The following is a 15,689-nucleotide window of genomic DNA, read 5'->3' as shown; positions in this document are numbered from 1 at the left end:
CGAGAGGATGGGGAAATAGTGACGAGCGGACAAGAATGGCAAAGCTGGAGTTTGAAGAAGAAAATCGGGCAATTGTTTGTATTCGGGTTTCATGGCTTTGAGCCATCAGAGCCGATCAAACAGCTGATCGAAGCAAATGGCATTGGCGGCACGATTTATTTCACCCGCAACGTGAAGGATGCGCAGCAGGTTCATCGGCTAAGCACAGAGCTTCAAAGCATTGCGAAGCAGGCTGGCAATCCGCCATTGTTCATCGCAATCGACCAAGAGGGCGGCATGGTGGCGCGGTTGGTTGAAGGAGTGACGCTCATGCCGGGCAATATGGCGCTAGGAGCGGCAGGGCTTGCTGAAGGAGCGATGGAAACGGCGCGAGTCTGCGGAGAGGAGCTCCGTCAGCTCGGCATCACAATGAATTACGCGCCATGCATTGATGTTAACAACAATCCTGACAATCCGGTTATTAATGTCCGTTCCTATAGCGATCGCTCGTCTGTCGTTGCAGAGCTCGGAGCCGCTGCGGTAGCGGGGTATCAAGCAGCAGGAGTAGCCGCAACGGTTAAGCATTTCCCAGGACATGGCGATACGGCGGTTGATTCGCATCATGCGCTGCCTATTCTGCAGCATGGCCGCGAGCGCTTGGAAGCGATTGAGCTGAAGCCGTTCAGAGCCGCCATTGAAGCGGGAACGGATTGTATCATGACCGCTCATGTATGCTTGCCTGCGCTTGATGCTACCGGCGTACCTTCTACGTTGTCCAAGCCGATCTTGACCGGCCTGCTTCGCACAGAGCTGGGCTATAACGGGGTTGTCGTGACAGATTGCTTAGAGATGGATGCCATTGACAAAACGTATGGTCCGGAGCAAGGCGCGATCAAGGCACTGCAAGCTGGTGCGGATATGGTGCTCATTAGCCACACCTTCGAGAAGCAGCGGTCGGCTCTGGAAGCCGTTGCTGCGGCGGTAGAGAGCGGGGAGCTCGAAGAGTCTCGTATCAATGAAGCGCTTGACAGGGTGATGACGCTGAAAGAAAAACGGAAGCTTGATGAAGCCCTGCAGCCTTGGTCACAGGTTGAATCCATAATCGGTACAGAAGCGAATAAAGCGGTAGCGAGTAAATGGAGCGAGGCATCGGTGACTTTGGTGAAGAATGACGACGGACTGCTGCCATTAAGCAGAGGTGAAAGCACGCTGGTGCTTTGGCCTGAGATTGTACCCGTTTCCGTTGCGGATGAGATGCTGTCAGGCGATGGTTCACTCGGATACTTTCTGCAAGAGCTTGGCGCGAACGTCGTTGAGCGCCTTATGAACGAACCGAATCCATTAGCTGATTTGGAACAGTTCAGCCAAATCGTTGTTGTAACCTACGACGCATCCAAGCACCAGGTGGAGCGCGAAATCGCGCGCGAGGCTGTGCGCTTGGCGCCCGAGCGTACAGTAGCGGTATCGGTAAGGAATCCGCTTGATCTATTGCTGTACCCTCAAGTAAAAGGGTACATGGCCGTTTACGAGTGCAGGCCTTTGGCGCTTGCCGCCGCAGCCAAGGCACTGCTCGGCGATCTCGTGCCGAAGGGGAAGCTGCCCTTGGAAATATCGGCGGCTTATCCGTTCGGTTGGAGCGCGGAAGGCAGTCGCTAGCAGAAGCCGTTTTTCGTGCAAGGATGGTGGATGTGATTGTGAAAAGCAGACTGTCGAGGAAACTCGGCAATCTGCTTTTTTTGTGCTTCTATATTTTTTTAAGCACACGGGCTGCGTGATTTGGCTCTGGGCGATCAGACATACTTGCAGAAAGGCCATTGTCGCTATTGTCCAATTAAATTGGAGTAGGTGAGGTCATGCAGCGTGTAGGCAAGAAAAAAAATGACGCAGGGATTCTCGTACCGATGCTGGACTTTTAACAATTGATTGTAGTAAGTGTCTGCATAGTGAGGATTGTTGCGCATCTCCAGGCTCGCTTTGATCAAGGCATCCAGCTTGTCTGCGATATCGACCATTTCACCGACATAGTCATCCGATTTGCTGTGCGCGATAAATTCGAGCATGTCCGCATGAAACAGCTCGGGCAGCTTATTGATCATGAACAATGCGGTTTCTTTCTCATATTGCTCGAATGCAAGCTTAATATCCGGATTGTTATGCTTGAAATTCGAGACGACATCGCCAGACAGCGCCTCAGGCAAGTCATGCAGGGTGGCTTTGGCCAGCAGCTTGTACAAATCAATGCTTTTATTGCCGAAGCGCTCCCGCTCAAGCAGTCCATTGAACAAGGCGAGCGAAGCGACCCGGAACGAGTGCGTCGCATCATTATCCGGTACGAGGTTGTAGCTGCCATTCCATCTCTGAACGGTATCAAGCGCAACGATATATTGAATAAAATCATAGAGGCCAGCTTGTTTTTTGTATTCCTCCAGCAGCCAAATTACGGAAGCGAGGCCTGTATCCGCAAGCGTCTGCTCCAGCTCCTTGTACTTGGCATGAAAGAATGGATTGGAATCGTAACGGGATTCCCGGTGGCAAAACAGGTAGGCATCCAGCGTATCGATGGCATCGACCAGACGGCCGATGTACGTATCATCCTGCGCGTTTACGATAAAGTCGAATGCCTGTTCCTGCAACGATTTGGACAAATAGGAAACGATTTCCTTGCTTAGCTCCTGCTCGAAGCTGCGAATATGATTCATGACAAGCGATTCCTTTTTGGTCACATGCTTGATGGAGCCGGTGCCCGTGTTGTTCAAATCGCCCCAAAGGCATCTGCCGAGCAGCTTGAGCTTATCGAGCGGGTTGCTGCATACTTTCTCCTCGATAATCCCGATCATAATGGATAAAGCGGCGCATCTAAAGCTATGGGCGGATGCATTGTCCTCGAAACGAGGCGCATGCTCGCTCCACCTTGGCACATATTGCATGCGAATAATTGTATTGGTGAATTTTCCGTTCTTCATCTATCGGCTCCTTCGCGCGTGAAGTTCAAGAGTTTCCGTTCAAGTGCGGGTTGACTATGCTATTATATAGCTTATGTACAAAATCGACTAGACGAGGTAAACGAGGGATGAATGATGCGTGAGTTCGGTTTGGCTTTTAATCGTCATTTTGAAAAGTGGATGTTTATTATTATTCCGGGCTCCTTGGTGCTTGGTTTTATTTTTGCTGATCAGCTTCAGTCCTTTATTCCTTTCGTTCCATATCTATTTGCTTACGTTACGCTAACGATGGCGATCGGCTGCGGCTTAGGCCAATTGCGGGTAGTCATGAAGCGTCCCGGCATCATGGCGCTGACCTTCCTCATTGCGCATGTGCTCTCGCCTTTAGTGGCATATGGACTTGGCATATTGGCTTTCGGAGCTGACTCTCCGTATGTGGTTGGACTCGTACTGTTTACGATTATACCGATTGGTGTCTCCACCGTGCTTTGGGTCGGCATGTCGGGAGGCAGCGTTCCGCTTATGCTGGCGATGGTTGTGCTGGATTCGGCGCTTAGTCCTCTTGTTGTGCCCGCTGGCATTCAGCTCTTTTTCAAATCGGCCGTAGAGGTGGAAGCTGGACCGATTGTGCTGGACTTGCTCGTTATTATTGTGCTTCCTACTATTATAGGCGTCGCGCTCAACCAGTTCAGCCGCGGGCGGATTCAGCATGCCGTTGCGCCTTACACGTCGCCGCTCTCGAAGCTATGCTTCGTTGCGGTCGTTTCCTTGAACGCGTCGGCGATCGCACCGCATTTGGATAAGCTGAAGCAGGATATGGCGGTGCTTGTGCCTTTGGTTATATTGCTTGTCGGTTTATGCTACGCCTTTGGATATATCGGAACGGCCTCGCTGCGTAATGACGAACAGCAGATAACGGTTTCCTACGCAACGGGAATGCGCAATATCTCGCTCGGCATCGTACTCGCGCTTGGCTATTTCAGCCCGCTGGCTGCGGTGCCAGTCGTTTTATCGATTCTTATCCAGCAGCCGCTCGCTACGCTCCATCATTATGTTTTACAAAAACTTAACAAAGGCAAGGGTGGCGAAAGCGCGGCGACCCATGTACGATAAACGTTGTATGTTAGGGTAAGCAGCAGACAGCGAAAGCGTTCCGTGCTTGAATAAACGTAGGGAGTGAACCGGATGAACAGCTTTCGAACCAGGCTGACGCTCATTATGATCGCGATGATTGCCTTATCGGTCATAGCAGCAGGGTTATTCATGGTCAAAACATTCAAAGAAAATCACATTAATGCGCTGGAAGACAATATGGTGCGCGAGATGCAGATCATTTCGGCCAAAATGGAGTGGAAATCCGGCGAGCTGTCGCAGCTACATGATTATTACTCGAAGGAAGCGAAGGAGCTTAAGCGTTATACGGGAGCAAGGGTTACTTTTATACGCAATGACGGGGCCGTGCTGGGCGATTCAGATGGCGATCCGGCGGATATGGATAATCACTTGGACCGGACCGAGGTCAAGGAAGCGCTGAACGCAGGAACGGGCAGGGCGATTCGGGCAAGCGATACGATTAAGCAAAATATGATGTACGTAGCCATTCCGGTAAAAGTCGTTCCGAATCAAGCGCCGGATGTCATTAGGCTGGCGATGAGCTTGAAAGAGGTAGACGAGAGCATCAATCAACTAACGTTACTTTTGTTCGCAGGCTTGCTTGTGTTGTTTCTCATTGCCGCTCTAATCAGCTATCGCCTTGCGCTTAGCTTGACTCGCCCGCTTGAGCAGATTACAAGAGTAGCCAAGCGGATAAAAAATATGGATTACAAAGCAAGAGTAAAAGTGACGAAGCAGGATGAAATTGGCGAGCTTGGCAACGCTATTAATGCGATGGCAGATAGCTTGCAGGTTCAGATGACAAGAATTCAGCAGAATGAGAATCAGTTGGAGAGCGTGCTCGACAACATGATCAACGGAATCGTGATGATTGACCGCAGCGGGAAAATCGTGCTGATGAACAGACGCGCCGAGGAAGTGCTCGGATTCTCCGCACGCGAGCTCGTCGGGCGGCATTACGCTGAGGCGAAGCAGCAGTATGAGCTATCCCAAATGATTCAAGAGGGACTGAAGAGCAAGGAGCATCTGCGCGAGGAGATTACGTTCTACTTCCCGGAGGAGCGGCTGCTTGAGCTGAATTTAGTGCCGATTCATCCAGAAGGCAATGAATTCTCCGGCGTGCTTCTCGTCCTGCAGGACGTCTCGGCGATTCGCAGGCTGGAGCGGATGCGGAGTGAATTCGTTGCGAACGTATCCCATGAGCTGAAGACGCCGATAACCGCTGTAAAAGGCTTTGCAGAGACGCTGCTCGGCGGTGCGGTGAATGATGAGGAAACGGCGCGGTCTTTCCTGCAAATTATCTATGACGAGAGCGACAGGCTTAACCGCTTGATCGGCGACATTTTGGAACTCTCCAAAATCGAATCCCGGCGGGTTCCGCTCGTATTCTCTCCTGTAGAGGTCGATACGTTTGTTGACAAGTCGATTACGCTCCTCGAGTCGGAGGCTGCACGCAAACGGATTGAGCTGAGCGTGAACGTTGAGCCAGGCTTGTACGTGGAAGCGGATGAGGACCGCCTCAGGCAGATCATTATGAATTTGCTCTCCAATGGCATTAACTACACCCCTGAGGGCGGTAGAGTTGCAATGATGGTGGAAGGTATTGGCGATGACTATATCCGCATTCAAATCAGCGATTCCGGAATTGGCATTCCGAAGAAGGATTTGCCGCGCATATTCGAACGGTTCTACCGTGTAGATAAAGCCCGCTCCCGCAGTTCAGGCGGCACGGGGCTTGGCTTATCGATCGTTAAGCATTTGGTCGAGCTGCATAAAGGAACGATCTCCGTAACTAGCGCAGTGGGTGTCGGTTCTACTTTTACAATTGAGCTGCCAGTCCTGCAATAGAAAAAAGATTTACCTATTCTTCATGAAACCATGATAAACTAAGTGTAAAAGGTTTAAATATGCGGAGGCGGTGCCTATGGCACTGCCATACGCCAAGCTGGAGGTAACATGTCGCATAAAGTGCTCGTAATAGAAGATGAACCGACATTAGCTAGGCTTTTGTCGTACAATTTGACCCAAGAGGGCTATGAAACGACCGTTATTGATCATGGCGGGGAAGGCTTGCAAACCGCTTTGCAGCGTAATTTCGATTTAGTCATTCTAGACATTATGCTTCCAGGCATGAATGGTTTTGAAATTCTGAACCGACTTCGTCAGAACGGCGTTAGAACGCCTGTTATTATTTTGACAGCACGCAATGCGGAAGAGGAAGTTGTGCAAGGCCTGAAGCATGGGGCGGACGACTACATTACGAAGCCGTTTGGCGTTGCTGAGCTGCTTGCCCGGGTATCTGCGGTGCTTCGCAGGACGCAGCTTGACGACAGCAAGCCGATTGAATCAACGGAAAAGGTCATTACGGCTGGGGAATTATCTATTTATCCAGAGAAATACGAGGTTATTCTAGGCGGTGAGACGATTCCGCTAAGGCCGAAGGAATTCGAGGTTTTGCTTTATCTGGTGCAGCGCCCGGGCATGGTTATTACGCGGGACGACCTGATGAATGTGGTATGGGGCTTCGATTATATCGGAGGGCAGCGTACAGTAGACGTTCATGTCAGCTCCTTGCGGAAGAAGCTTGAGCTTGGCCAGCAATCCGTACAAATCGAATCGATCCGTGGCGTAGGTTATAAGCTCGTGATGCCCAAAAAGCTCGTTACCCCGAAATTATAGGGCAGACGAGCTTTTTCTATGTCTGCTATTGCTTATTCCACACGAGCATTTTTCGTTGGAACTGCTTCGGCGAGCAGTCGTTGTATTTCTTGAACATTTTGTAGAAATGGGCCATATTCGGCATGCCGATCCGCTCGCCTACCTCCGATATACTCAAATCCTTGGTCAGCAGGATCCGCTCTGCCCATTTCACTTTTCGATAATTCACATATTCGGTAAATGAGAGCCCGATCGTTTTCTTGAAATATTTGACGAAATAGTAGTAGCTCATATTGGCGATTTTGCAAACCTCATCTACTTGAATACGGTCCGTCAAATGGTTCTCGATGTAATCGAGCACGGGCTTCAGACGAATGCGGTCGAAATTGTCCTGCTCGATGAGCACCTTGCGGTTGTCATGGCGCAGCAGAATAAGCAATATTTGCTTAATCAGCACACTGACAGCCAGCTCGTAGCCGGTTTCTTTCCGGTCAGCTTCGTTTAACATTTGCTGAATATACGAAGCGGTCTGCTCCTTGACGGCACGATTCTCCTGGAAAATATAATTAGCTTTGCTCAGAGGCAATTGGGTTTCTGAGAAAAAGCGCATATACGGGATAGTGCTTTGATCAAAAAAGGGCTCGAGGTCGAACTGCAGCACAATGTAATCAAGCAGGCTGTGGCTGCGGTCGCGGTGAAGCTCTGAGGCTCCGATAATCATCACGTCACCGCTGGTCAAGTGATAGCATTCCTCGTCGATATATACGTCCAGATCGCCTTCGAGAATAAGCAGCAGCTCCAGCTGCTTATGGAAATGCCAATTTGTAAATCCATCCAGATCGCGCATCGTTTGAAAAATTCGCAGCGACAGCAATGGGTTCTCGTATGCTACCTTTTCATTGATTGCTTCCATGTTGGTGCTTCCCCCTAGACGCTGCATGACAATACCCTTATTGTATTGAAAGCGTTCGCCCTTGGCAATAAGGAGGCGACATTATTGATCGAATGCTGTCTGATTTTTTGAGAGTAGATGCGCAAGCGTTCATTATTCGTTAAAATAAGAATAATGGCAAATGCACGGAGCGCTTGACTAGAGAGGGCTGGAAAAAGACATATGGAACAAAAACCGCTAGATATGCTGGGTCTAGACAACATATTGCTGCTCGATCGGACTAAGGAGCTGGGTGAGCCTGACGTGCTGTACGCTTTTGCTTTGGATGAGCTTCTTTGCCGAACAGCGGGTAAGGGAGGTCCATCGATTCTCCATATATGGCGACATCCGAAAGGCTTCGTGATGGGCTTGCGCGACAGCAGGCTGCCGCGGGCTGCCGAAGTGGGGCGCATGCTTCAGGAGGAAGGCTGGTCGACTGCGGTCCGTAATTCAGGCGGCGCAGCTGTACCTCTTGATCCAGGTGTCATTAATCTATCCTTGATCATGCCGAAGCCATCCGTTGATTCGTTTCATTTCCATGAGGATTTCGAGAGGATGTACGGACTGATTGGAGCGGCGCTTCAGAGGACGGGCTGCAGGGTGGACAAGGGGGAAATCGCGGGTGCATACTGCCCAGGGGAATTCGATCTTAGCATTAACGGCTTTAAGTTTTGTGGAATCGCCCAGCGGCGGCAGACTCATGCTTATATCGTGCAAGCGTTCGTCGTAGCGGAAGGCTCCGGCGAAGAACGTGCACAATTCGTAAGATCCTTCTACGATCAGGCAGCAAGTGGAGCCGATTCGGATGATTACCCCGAGGTCATGGCAGGCAGTACCGCGAGCCTGGAACAATTGACGGGGCTGGGGACAGGTGCTGGACAAGCTTTTGTTGATGCGATTAAACAGTGTATCGTCTCGCAGCAAACGGCAGAGGGAATACAGGCTGCCGAGGAGAGGCTGGTGCTTCCGACGAAGGAGCAGGTACGGGAAATGGCGGGAATGCTGCGTTCGCGGTATGCGATTGAAGGGTTGCAATGAAATGATTGGTTGTGAAATATCAGTGAAGCGCATTAGCTAAGTCGATGATATCGAATGGAAGCAATCTAACTGATGATCTTGATGTGAATGATGTGAATCATTGTCACAGATGACATTGAAGTGAAATATTTTAGCAGATGATAGTAGAGTGAGTGTCTTAGCTTATGCCCAAATATTCAGCGCATTGCATCAGATTGTCGGTCGTTTCATGCAGCTGCTGGCGAAGCTGGTCGAGCGGCCAAATGCCTTTATCTGCGCGGAGATCTTTGGCGATTAGCTGGAGCATCCATAACGACAGCAGGGAAGCATACAAGTAATAGCGATGCTTGAAGCGAGAAGCACCAAGGGAAACGCCTATATCGTTTTGGGCAGCAAGGTAATGAGCCAGCAGACGCTCGCGCATGTCCGCTGTCATTTGCTTGGGGAATACGGGATGGGATAAATCGATCACATGATACAAGTCCCAATACCGATGGTTGAAATGCGCATGCTCCCAGTCCAGCACTTTAACCTGATCGCTCACTCGGGCATAGTTGCCGAGATGGAGGTCGCCGTGCGATAGGACCAGCTCTTCGCTCTCGAAGCACTCGCCATCAAGCAGTGATAGAATTCGGTAGGGAAGCGGCGCTGGAATGCTGGGCCACGTTTGCTCAGCATCTGCGTCTTCAATAAGATGATGTATTTCGCGTTTCATCGCAGCCGCAGTTGGCTTAGGACCTTGCCTTGATAGCCCATTCAGATGGCTGATATCATGGTTTTGCCACTGGGCCATATAGGTTAGCACCTCCATCGCAGCAGATTCCTCGAAGTGATGCGATAATGGACCTAAATCTTCAAAAAGAATCCAATGTGTTTTCGTTGCGTTCGCCGCAGAGCATGCAACGAGCCTCGGGTAAATAGGCGGAAAAGCGGATAAAATATGCGCATTCACCCATGCTTCAGCCTGAGCTTGTGCGCGGCTCGTCACAGGTTTGAAAATCAGTGAATCCTCAGTTTCATTTATGAAAATACGCTCAACGGTATTTCCATTCATTCCTCGATAGATGGGTTCTCTTCCAATTAGGAGAGTTTCGTCCAGACTCCCGTCAGCTTTTATAATCGCATGCATGACTTCCCGCCTTCTCTCCCTTGTTCTAAACTAATGTTTTCGTTCCGATTTCCTAATAATTTGATTAATAACCTCCGAGAACACAAGCCCGATCGCGATAGCTCCCGAGATCATAAACGCTTTAACGGCAAGCTGTACTGCGATGTCGTAATTGTCTTCAACCACGTTGCGCATGGCATCATACGCCAGTCCCCCAGGTACGAGCGGGATGATTCCCGATACGCTGAAAACGATGATAGGGGTTTTATAGAGCTTGGCGAACAGCTGGCTGATGACGGTTACGATAAAAGCGGCAATTAGGGTGGAGGGGATGGCATCCATATTCAGCTGCGTACAAGAAACGTAGATGAGCCAGCCGATCATGCCGACGGCGCCGCAGTGCAGCAAAGTCCGCTTCGGGACGTTGAAGATGAGTCCAAAGGCAGCAGTAGCTATGAAGCTTGTAACAAGCTGTTCAAGCATCATCATGGTGGTGTACCTCCATCATTCGATTTAGTAAAAAGATAGCACGGCAGCAATGCCTGCTCCGATCGCAAATGCGGTGAGAAACGCTTCAGCGCCCTTCGACAGTCCGGATACGAGATGGCCGGCCATTAAATCGCGAACGGCTGCCGTTATATGCAAGCCGGGCACTAACGGCATGACTGAGCCGATTATGATTTTGTCCAAATCCATTCCGAAGCCTTTATGTACAAAAAATACGGACAAGGTACCGATTAAAAGTGCGGTAATAAATTCAGCGAAAAACTTGATCGGAACCATGCGATGAAGCTGAAGGAAAAAAGCAAAGCCTATTCCGCTGGTCAGCATGACTGGCAATGCATCGGGCCAGCTCCCTTGGAACATAATGAGAAAGCATCCGCTGGCGATTGCGGCCGCTACGATTTTCAGCCAGGACGGGTAGACGAATGCGTTAGAATCAATTTCTTGCAGCAATCGATGCGCTTCGCCAGCCGCCAGCTTGCCTGTGCTTATTTTTCTGGAAATATCGTTGACAAGGGACACTTTGAGCAGATTGGTCGAACGCTCGTTAATACGAATCAGCTTCGTCATTTGGGAGGAGCCGTCGATGGCAAAAATGATGCCGGTTGGCGTCACGAAGCTGTGCGAATTGTCAATGCCGTAAGCGGCAGCGATCCGCACCATCGTATCCTCGACGCGGTAGGTTTCGCCCCCGTTTTGCAAAATGATTTTGCCCGCCAATAAACATATTTGGGTAATCTCGTGACTGTTGACGATGCTTTGGCTCAATCAGGCCAGCCTCCTTAAGCTTGCTTTTTAGTTGCTGCGCACGGTTTGGTTCTCGAATTCCGCACGAATGCGCGCCAGCAGAGATGGATCGGCAAAAACGTCATATGCGGTGGCAGCTAGCATTTTGGCGCCAAAGAGCATGCTGTCGAGCGCGTATTCGGTCATTGCGGCATCGCGGAAAGCTTCGGTATGAAGCAGCAGCCGATCCTGAACGACCTTGACGTATGGATGTATCGCAGGGCAGCGCACCGAGACGTTGCCGAGATCAAGCGAACCATGGTCTTTGCCAATCTCGATTTGTTCCTGGCGTATGCCTGCTTCCATTAGATTGGCATTGAACTGCTTCGACAAGGCATCATTCGTTAACAGCTCATCATAGGAGAACTCGAATGTGTTGGTTGCAAGCGTGCAGCCCGCTTGCAAAGCAGCTCCTTCTGCGCAGCGCAGCACCTTGGCCGTCAATTCATCCGTATAAGCGCGAGTGGCGGATCGCACATAAAATTTGGCGGAGGCATAATCGGGAATAATATTCGGCGCTTTGCCGCCATTGTCGATTATGCCGTGGATGCGAGCGTCACTTCGTGTCTGCTGTCGGAGCGCGTTAATGCTGTTGAACAGCTGAAGCACCGCATCCAGTGCATTAATGCCCTCCTCTGGACTGGCAGCCGCGTGTGCCGCAAGGCCTGCGAACTCGAATTGAATGGCATCCATCGCTAGCGATTCACCCGACTGCTCAAAAGTATGGTAGGGATGCGCCATCAGCGCAAAATCACAGTCGTCGAATAATCCGGCTGCTGCCATTGGGACTTTGGCGCCACGTGTTTCTTCGGCAGGCGTGCCGTAGATCCTGATTTTACCGCCTAGTCCGCTGCGAAGCAGTGCGGCTTTCAATCCTACCCCTGCAGCAAGGCTCATTGCACAGATAAGATGATGGCCGCAGGCGTGCCCAATTTCCGGCAGCGCGTCATATTCGCATAAGAAACCGACGGTAGGGCCTGGCTTAGCGGTATCAAATACCGCGATGAAAGACGTTTCGATATCTAAAATGCCGCGTTCCACCTCGAAACCGTATTGGGTAAGCTCGGTAGTCAACAGTTCGGCTGCAAAAAATTCCTCGTGGCCTAGCTCTGGCCGGCTGCCGACTGATCTTGAGATCGAGCGGAATGCCTCCGCGTTATGATCTATCTCATCACATATTAGTTTTTTGTCTGTCATGTTGATCTTAAACCTCCTTAAGTAAGTTAAAGCAACCGTTTTATTGAAGTTTTATTGAAGCAATTATTTATGTTTCACGTGTAGATATGGAAGGGGCGTGTGCACAAGCGAAGGCGAGTGGCTGTAAGGACATCTATGTGCTTACGGCATCAAAAGCAGCCAAGTCGAATGTCTGTAAGAACGAATGCGTTCTTACGAAACGTCCTTGCTTGTAAAGTGGGCCTGCAGCTAGCGCATGCCGTGTATCTTTTTGAATTGTTCAGGACTTAAACCCTCCAGCCGCCGAAATACGGAGCTGAAATAGCTGGGAGAATCAAAGCCGACGCGATGCGCGATTTCATGCATCTTGATTTCGCTTTCGCGGAACATGAGCTCTTTGCTCCGATTGACGCGCTCTCGGTTGACATACTCCATCGGGCGCATTTTCAGCGATTTTTTGAACAGCAGACATAAATATTGAGGCGTCACTCCCATGCAGCCTGCCAAATCCTTTATCGTAATGAGCTCACTATAGTGTGCCTCAATGTATTGCAGAACAGGTTGAAGCTTCAAATAATTCTGCTCCACGGAATTGGAGCTTACTAGAATAACCTTCATCAAATCGAGTAAAAACATATAAACCAGCTTTGAGCATTCAAGCCCAAGGAAAGAGCGTCCGGATTGCGTCATGGCGTAAATATTTTTCATATGGGTAACAATCATATCATGATCTGCGGTTGAATAAACACCAGATTGCGTGATGCCGGCCTGCCGGAACAACTTGTCGGATAAATCGCCGCGGAAGCTCATCCATATGACATCCCATGGCTCTTGAATCGAGAAATACTGATGCTGTTCGTTCGGGAATAAGCAGAATCCCTGCCCGGCGCGAACCGTCATCCGTTGATCGCCTACTTGCAGCTCTCCTGCGCCGCTAATGACCTGAAGCCATTGAAAATGCGGATAACCGTTGGGCCGATCAATCGACTCTTGGTTGCTCCAATGCCCGATACTTGTCAAATAAACGGGAAGCATGGTGTCTGTCTCGGTCAAAATGGGAAAAACCATCGTGTCGATGTTCATAACCTCCTGTTTCATATTTTTAAAGTGATGCGAAAATACTGTTATATAGTTACTTATATGAACAAGTTATAATATGAATATCATTATAGTATATCCAATAAGCGCTGCAATCAAGATGAAACTGGAGGTCGCTGAAATGACTTTGAAATTCCCGCCGATTAGTTCAAAAATTCCGCAAATGCTGCATGGTGCAGACTATAACCCGGATCAATGGCAGAAACACCCTGAGGTGCTGGCGGAAGATATCCGCCTCATGAAGCTGGCGCACTGCAATGTGATGTCCGTAGGGATCTTCGCATGGATGGCGATTGAGCCTGAGGAAGGCGTATTCACATTTGAATGGCTCGATTCGCTGCTGGATACATTCGCTGCTAACGGCATTTATGCATTGCTGGCTACGCCAAGCGGTGCGCGTCCGATATGGATGTCACAGAAATACCCAGAGGTGCTGCGCGTAGCTCCGAATGGCATTCGCAATTTGCACGGCGCACGCCACAACCACTGCTTCAGCTCACCAGTATACCGTGAGAAGGTCACCATCATGAATACGAAGCTTGCCGAGCGTTATTCGGATCACCCTGCGGTGATTGGCTGGCATATATCCAATGAATACAGCGGCGAATGCCATTGCAATTTTTGCGAGGACGCATTCCGCGGCTGGCTCAAAAATAAATACGAAACGATAGACGCGCTTAACGATGCTTGGTGGACGACATTCTGGAGTCATACGTATTCAGACTTCGGCCAAATTGAGTCTCCAACAGAACGCGGAGAGAAGGCTGTTCATGCACAGAACGTCGACTGGAGAAGATTCGTAACGGACCAAACGGTTGATTTCTGCCGAAATGAAATCGAGCCGCTGCGCGCGGCGAACAGCGAGCTGCCGATTACGACGAATTTTATGCTCGATTTCGAACCATTGAACTATTGGAAATTTACCGATCTGCTCGATATGATCTCTTGGGATGCCTATCCGACTTGGCATGACAATGGCGGCGACGAAAGTGAGCTGGCAGCTTGGATCGGCTTCAACCATGACGTGTTCCGCTCACTAGGCGGCGGCAAGCCGTTCATGCTGATGGAAAGCACGCCAAGCATGACGAACTGGCAGCCGGTAAGCAAGGTGAAGCGTCCAGGGATGCATATGCTGTCCTCGCTTCAAGCGGTGGCGCATGGCTCGGATACGGTTCAATATTTCCAGTGGCGCAAGAGCAGGGGCTCGAGCGAGAAGCTTCACGGCGCGGTCGTCGACCATGTCGGCCATGAGCATACGCGCGTATTCCGCGACGTTGCCGAGCTCGGCGCGACGCTTGAGAAGCTGAATGAGGTTGTCGGGACGACAGTGAAGCCGGAGGTTGCACTCATTTACGACTGGGAGAATCGCTGGGCTGTGAAGGATTCTCAGGGTCCGCGCAACGGAGGGCTGCACTACGAGGAAACGGCGAAGCGTCATTATCGTCCGTTCTGGGATTTGGGCGTTCCTGTCGATATTATCGATTCCGAATGCAGCTTTGATAACTATAAAGTGCTAGTTGCGCCTATGCTGTATATGGTTCGTAAAGGCGTTGGCGAACGCATCGAGCGCTTCGTTGAGAATGGCGGCATCTTGATCGCTACCTATTGGAGCGGTATCGTTGATGAGAACGACCTCTGCTTCCTAACGGGTTTTCCAGGACCGCTCCGCAAAACGCTTGGCATTTGGTCCGAGGAGATTGATTCCTTGCATGACCATGACTCGAACCGAGTGGTGCTGAATGAAAATAATGCTCTTGGACTAAGCGGTGAATATACGGCTAAGGAACTATGCGATCTTATTCATCTGGAGGGAGCAGAAGCGCTTGCGGTATACGGCGAGGATTTCTACGCTGGACGTCCGGCCTTGACAGTTAATCGTCTAGGAGCGGGTAAGGCTTACTATATTGCTTCTCGCAATGAGGCCGCCTTCACGAATGATTTGATCACGAAAATCGTGGAGCAAGAGGGAATTAAACGCGTGCTTGAAACGGACTTGCCGGATGGCGTTACCGCGCAATTGCGGACTGACGGTCAGAATGATTATGTATTCGTCTCTAATTTCAGCGCGGATGCCGTGTCTGTCAATCTGGACAGCCGCAGCTATTCCGATTTGCTTACTGGCGATGCTGCCGGCGAGCGTGTGGCGCTTGATGCTTACAGCGTCCGTATCTTGAAGCGCAGTTCAAATTAACTATTAAAAGAAAAAGGCTGTGTGTACCGTACAGGTTTCTGTACAGTGCGCACAGCCTTTTTTGAAAATATAGGAAAGTATATCATTTCGACAACTTTCTCTATATTTCTACGCGAAACGTAAGCTTAGCCGCCAGAGGACGGCTTCAGCCGTTTACGCTTGAAATATAGGAAAGTATATCATTTC

The 15,689-nt window shown here is 50.2% G+C and carries 13 protein-coding genes; 6 read left to right on the top strand and 7 right to left on the bottom strand.

Annotated elements, in window-relative coordinates; translation table 11 throughout:
* The first annotated feature begins 18 nt into the window (after positions 1-18).
* Positions 19-1,635, top strand: coding sequence for a glycoside hydrolase family 3 protein (locus tag FHS16_RS24645; RefSeq protein ID WP_183569170.1), 1,617 nt, complete (start codon positions 19-21; stop codon positions 1,633-1,635).
* Between the two features lie 164 nt (positions 1,636-1,799).
* Here FHS16_RS24645 and FHS16_RS24640 read toward each other — a convergent pair whose 3' ends face one another.
* On the bottom strand, positions 1,800-2,942 hold the full coding sequence (locus tag FHS16_RS24640; RefSeq protein WP_183569169.1) for a YfbR-like 5'-deoxynucleotidase: 1,143 nt from the start codon (positions 2,940-2,942) through the stop codon (positions 1,800-1,802).
* 111 nt (positions 2,943-3,053) lie between these two features.
* Here FHS16_RS24640 and FHS16_RS24635 point away from each other — a divergent pair, with 111 nt between their 5' ends.
* The 3 genes from FHS16_RS24635 to FHS16_RS24625 all read left to right on the top strand — a co-directional run bounded on the left by FHS16_RS24635 (position 3,054) and on the right by FHS16_RS24625 (position 6,713).
* Entirely contained in the window at positions 3,054-4,034 is a 981-nt protein-coding gene (locus FHS16_RS24635; protein ID WP_246431944.1) for a bile acid:sodium symporter family protein, read from the top strand.
* A gap of 72 nt (positions 4,035-4,106) precedes the next feature.
* On the top strand, positions 4,107-5,882 hold the full coding sequence (pnpS, locus tag FHS16_RS24630) for a two-component system histidine kinase PnpS (RefSeq protein ID WP_183569167.1): 1,776 nt from the start codon (positions 4,107-4,109) through the stop codon (positions 5,880-5,882).
* A 108-nt stretch (positions 5,883-5,990) separates the two neighbouring features.
* Positions 5,991-6,713 carry a response regulator transcription factor gene (locus FHS16_RS24625; protein WP_183569165.1) on the top strand — a complete coding sequence of 241 codons (723 nt, stop codon included), beginning with the start codon at positions 5,991-5,993 and terminating at the stop codon, positions 6,711-6,713.
* A gap of 25 nt (positions 6,714-6,738) precedes the next feature.
* Here the strand turns inward: FHS16_RS24625 and FHS16_RS24620 are convergent, their stop codons facing one another.
* Positions 6,739-7,605 carry an AraC family transcriptional regulator gene (locus FHS16_RS24620; protein ID WP_183569163.1) on the bottom strand — a complete coding sequence of 289 codons (867 nt, stop codon included), beginning with the start codon at positions 7,603-7,605 and terminating at the stop codon, positions 6,739-6,741.
* A gap of 201 nt (positions 7,606-7,806) precedes the next feature.
* Here FHS16_RS24620 and FHS16_RS24615 point away from each other — a divergent pair, with 201 nt between their 5' ends.
* Positions 7,807-8,661, top strand: coding sequence for a lipoate--protein ligase family protein (locus FHS16_RS24615; RefSeq protein WP_183569161.1), 855 nt, complete (start codon positions 7,807-7,809; stop codon positions 8,659-8,661).
* Between the two features lie 157 nt (positions 8,662-8,818).
* Here the strand turns inward: FHS16_RS24615 and FHS16_RS24610 are convergent, their stop codons facing one another.
* From FHS16_RS24610 to FHS16_RS24590, 5 genes are all read right to left on the bottom strand, one after another.
* A complete protein-coding gene (locus tag FHS16_RS24610) occupies positions 8,819-9,769 on the bottom strand; it encodes a phosphotransferase (protein ID WP_183569159.1) in 951 nt (316 codons plus the stop codon).
* Positions 9,770-9,799: 30 nt separating this feature from the next.
* The gene (locus FHS16_RS24605; RefSeq protein ID WP_183569157.1) at positions 9,800-10,237 is read right to left on the bottom strand and encodes a threonine/serine exporter family protein; all 438 of its coding nucleotides are present in this window, start codon (positions 10,235-10,237) and stop codon (positions 9,800-9,802) included.
* Positions 10,238-10,261: 24 nt separating this feature from the next.
* A complete protein-coding gene (locus FHS16_RS24600) occupies positions 10,262-11,020 on the bottom strand; it encodes a threonine/serine exporter family protein (protein ID WP_183569154.1) in 759 nt (252 codons plus the stop codon).
* A 27-nt stretch (positions 11,021-11,047) separates the two neighbouring features.
* A complete protein-coding gene (locus FHS16_RS24595; RefSeq protein ID WP_183569152.1) occupies positions 11,048-12,235 on the bottom strand; it encodes a M20 family metallopeptidase in 1,188 nt (395 codons plus the stop codon).
* Positions 12,236-12,463: 228 nt separating this feature from the next.
* On the bottom strand, positions 12,464-13,297 hold the full coding sequence (locus FHS16_RS24590; RefSeq protein ID WP_183569150.1) for an AraC family transcriptional regulator: 834 nt from the start codon (positions 13,295-13,297) through the stop codon (positions 12,464-12,466).
* A gap of 136 nt (positions 13,298-13,433) precedes the next feature.
* Here FHS16_RS24590 and FHS16_RS24585 point away from each other — a divergent pair, with 136 nt between their 5' ends.
* On the top strand, positions 13,434-15,503 hold the full coding sequence (locus tag FHS16_RS24585; RefSeq protein ID WP_281379181.1) for a beta-galactosidase: 2,070 nt from the start codon (positions 13,434-13,436) through the stop codon (positions 15,501-15,503).
* Positions 15,504-15,689 lie beyond the last annotated feature (186 nt).

The sequence above is a fragment of the Paenibacillus endophyticus genome (assembly GCF_014192395.1).
In the GTDB taxonomy this organism is placed as follows: domain Bacteria; phylum Bacillota; class Bacilli; order Paenibacillales; family Paenibacillaceae; genus Pristimantibacillus; species Pristimantibacillus endophyticus.
The sequence above is the reverse complement of the archived record's forward strand: the minus strand, read 5'-3'. Positions and strand labels throughout refer to the sequence as shown.

What these genes read in the sequence shown, in the direction of transcription:
- FHS16_RS24640 (WP_183569169.1), bottom strand. Translation starts at nt 2,942, where the DNA reads ATGAAGAACGGAAAATTCACCAATACAATTATTCGCATGCAATATGTG.
- FHS16_RS24635 (WP_246431944.1), top strand. Translation starts at nt 3,054, where the DNA reads ATGATGCGTGAGTTCGGTTTGGCTTTTAATCGTCATTTTGAAAAGTGG.
- pnpS (WP_183569167.1), top strand. Translation starts at nt 4,107, where the DNA reads ATGAACAGCTTTCGAACCAGGCTGACGCTCATTATGATCGCGATGATT.
- FHS16_RS24625 (WP_183569165.1), top strand. Translation starts at nt 5,991, where the DNA reads ATGTCGCATAAAGTGCTCGTAATAGAAGATGAACCGACATTAGCTAGG.
- FHS16_RS24620 (WP_183569163.1), bottom strand. Translation starts at nt 7,605, where the DNA reads ATGGAAGCAATCAATGAAAAGGTAGCATACGAGAACCCATTGCTGTCG.
- FHS16_RS24615 (WP_183569161.1), top strand. Translation starts at nt 7,807, where the DNA reads ATGGAACAAAAACCGCTAGATATGCTGGGTCTAGACAACATATTGCTG.
- FHS16_RS24610 (WP_183569159.1), bottom strand. Translation starts at nt 9,769, where the DNA reads ATGCATGCGATTATAAAAGCTGACGGGAGTCTGGACGAAACTCTCCTA.
- FHS16_RS24605 (WP_183569157.1), bottom strand. Translation starts at nt 10,237, where the DNA reads ATGATGATGCTTGAACAGCTTGTTACAAGCTTCATAGCTACTGCTGCC.
- FHS16_RS24595 (WP_183569152.1), bottom strand. Translation starts at nt 12,235, where the DNA reads ATGACAGACAAAAAACTAATATGTGATGAGATAGATCATAACGCGGAG.
- FHS16_RS24590 (WP_183569150.1), bottom strand. Translation starts at nt 13,297, where the DNA reads ATGAACATCGACACGATGGTTTTTCCCATTTTGACCGAGACAGACACC.
- FHS16_RS24585 (WP_281379181.1), top strand. Translation starts at nt 13,434, where the DNA reads ATGACTTTGAAATTCCCGCCGATTAGTTCAAAAATTCCGCAAATGCTG.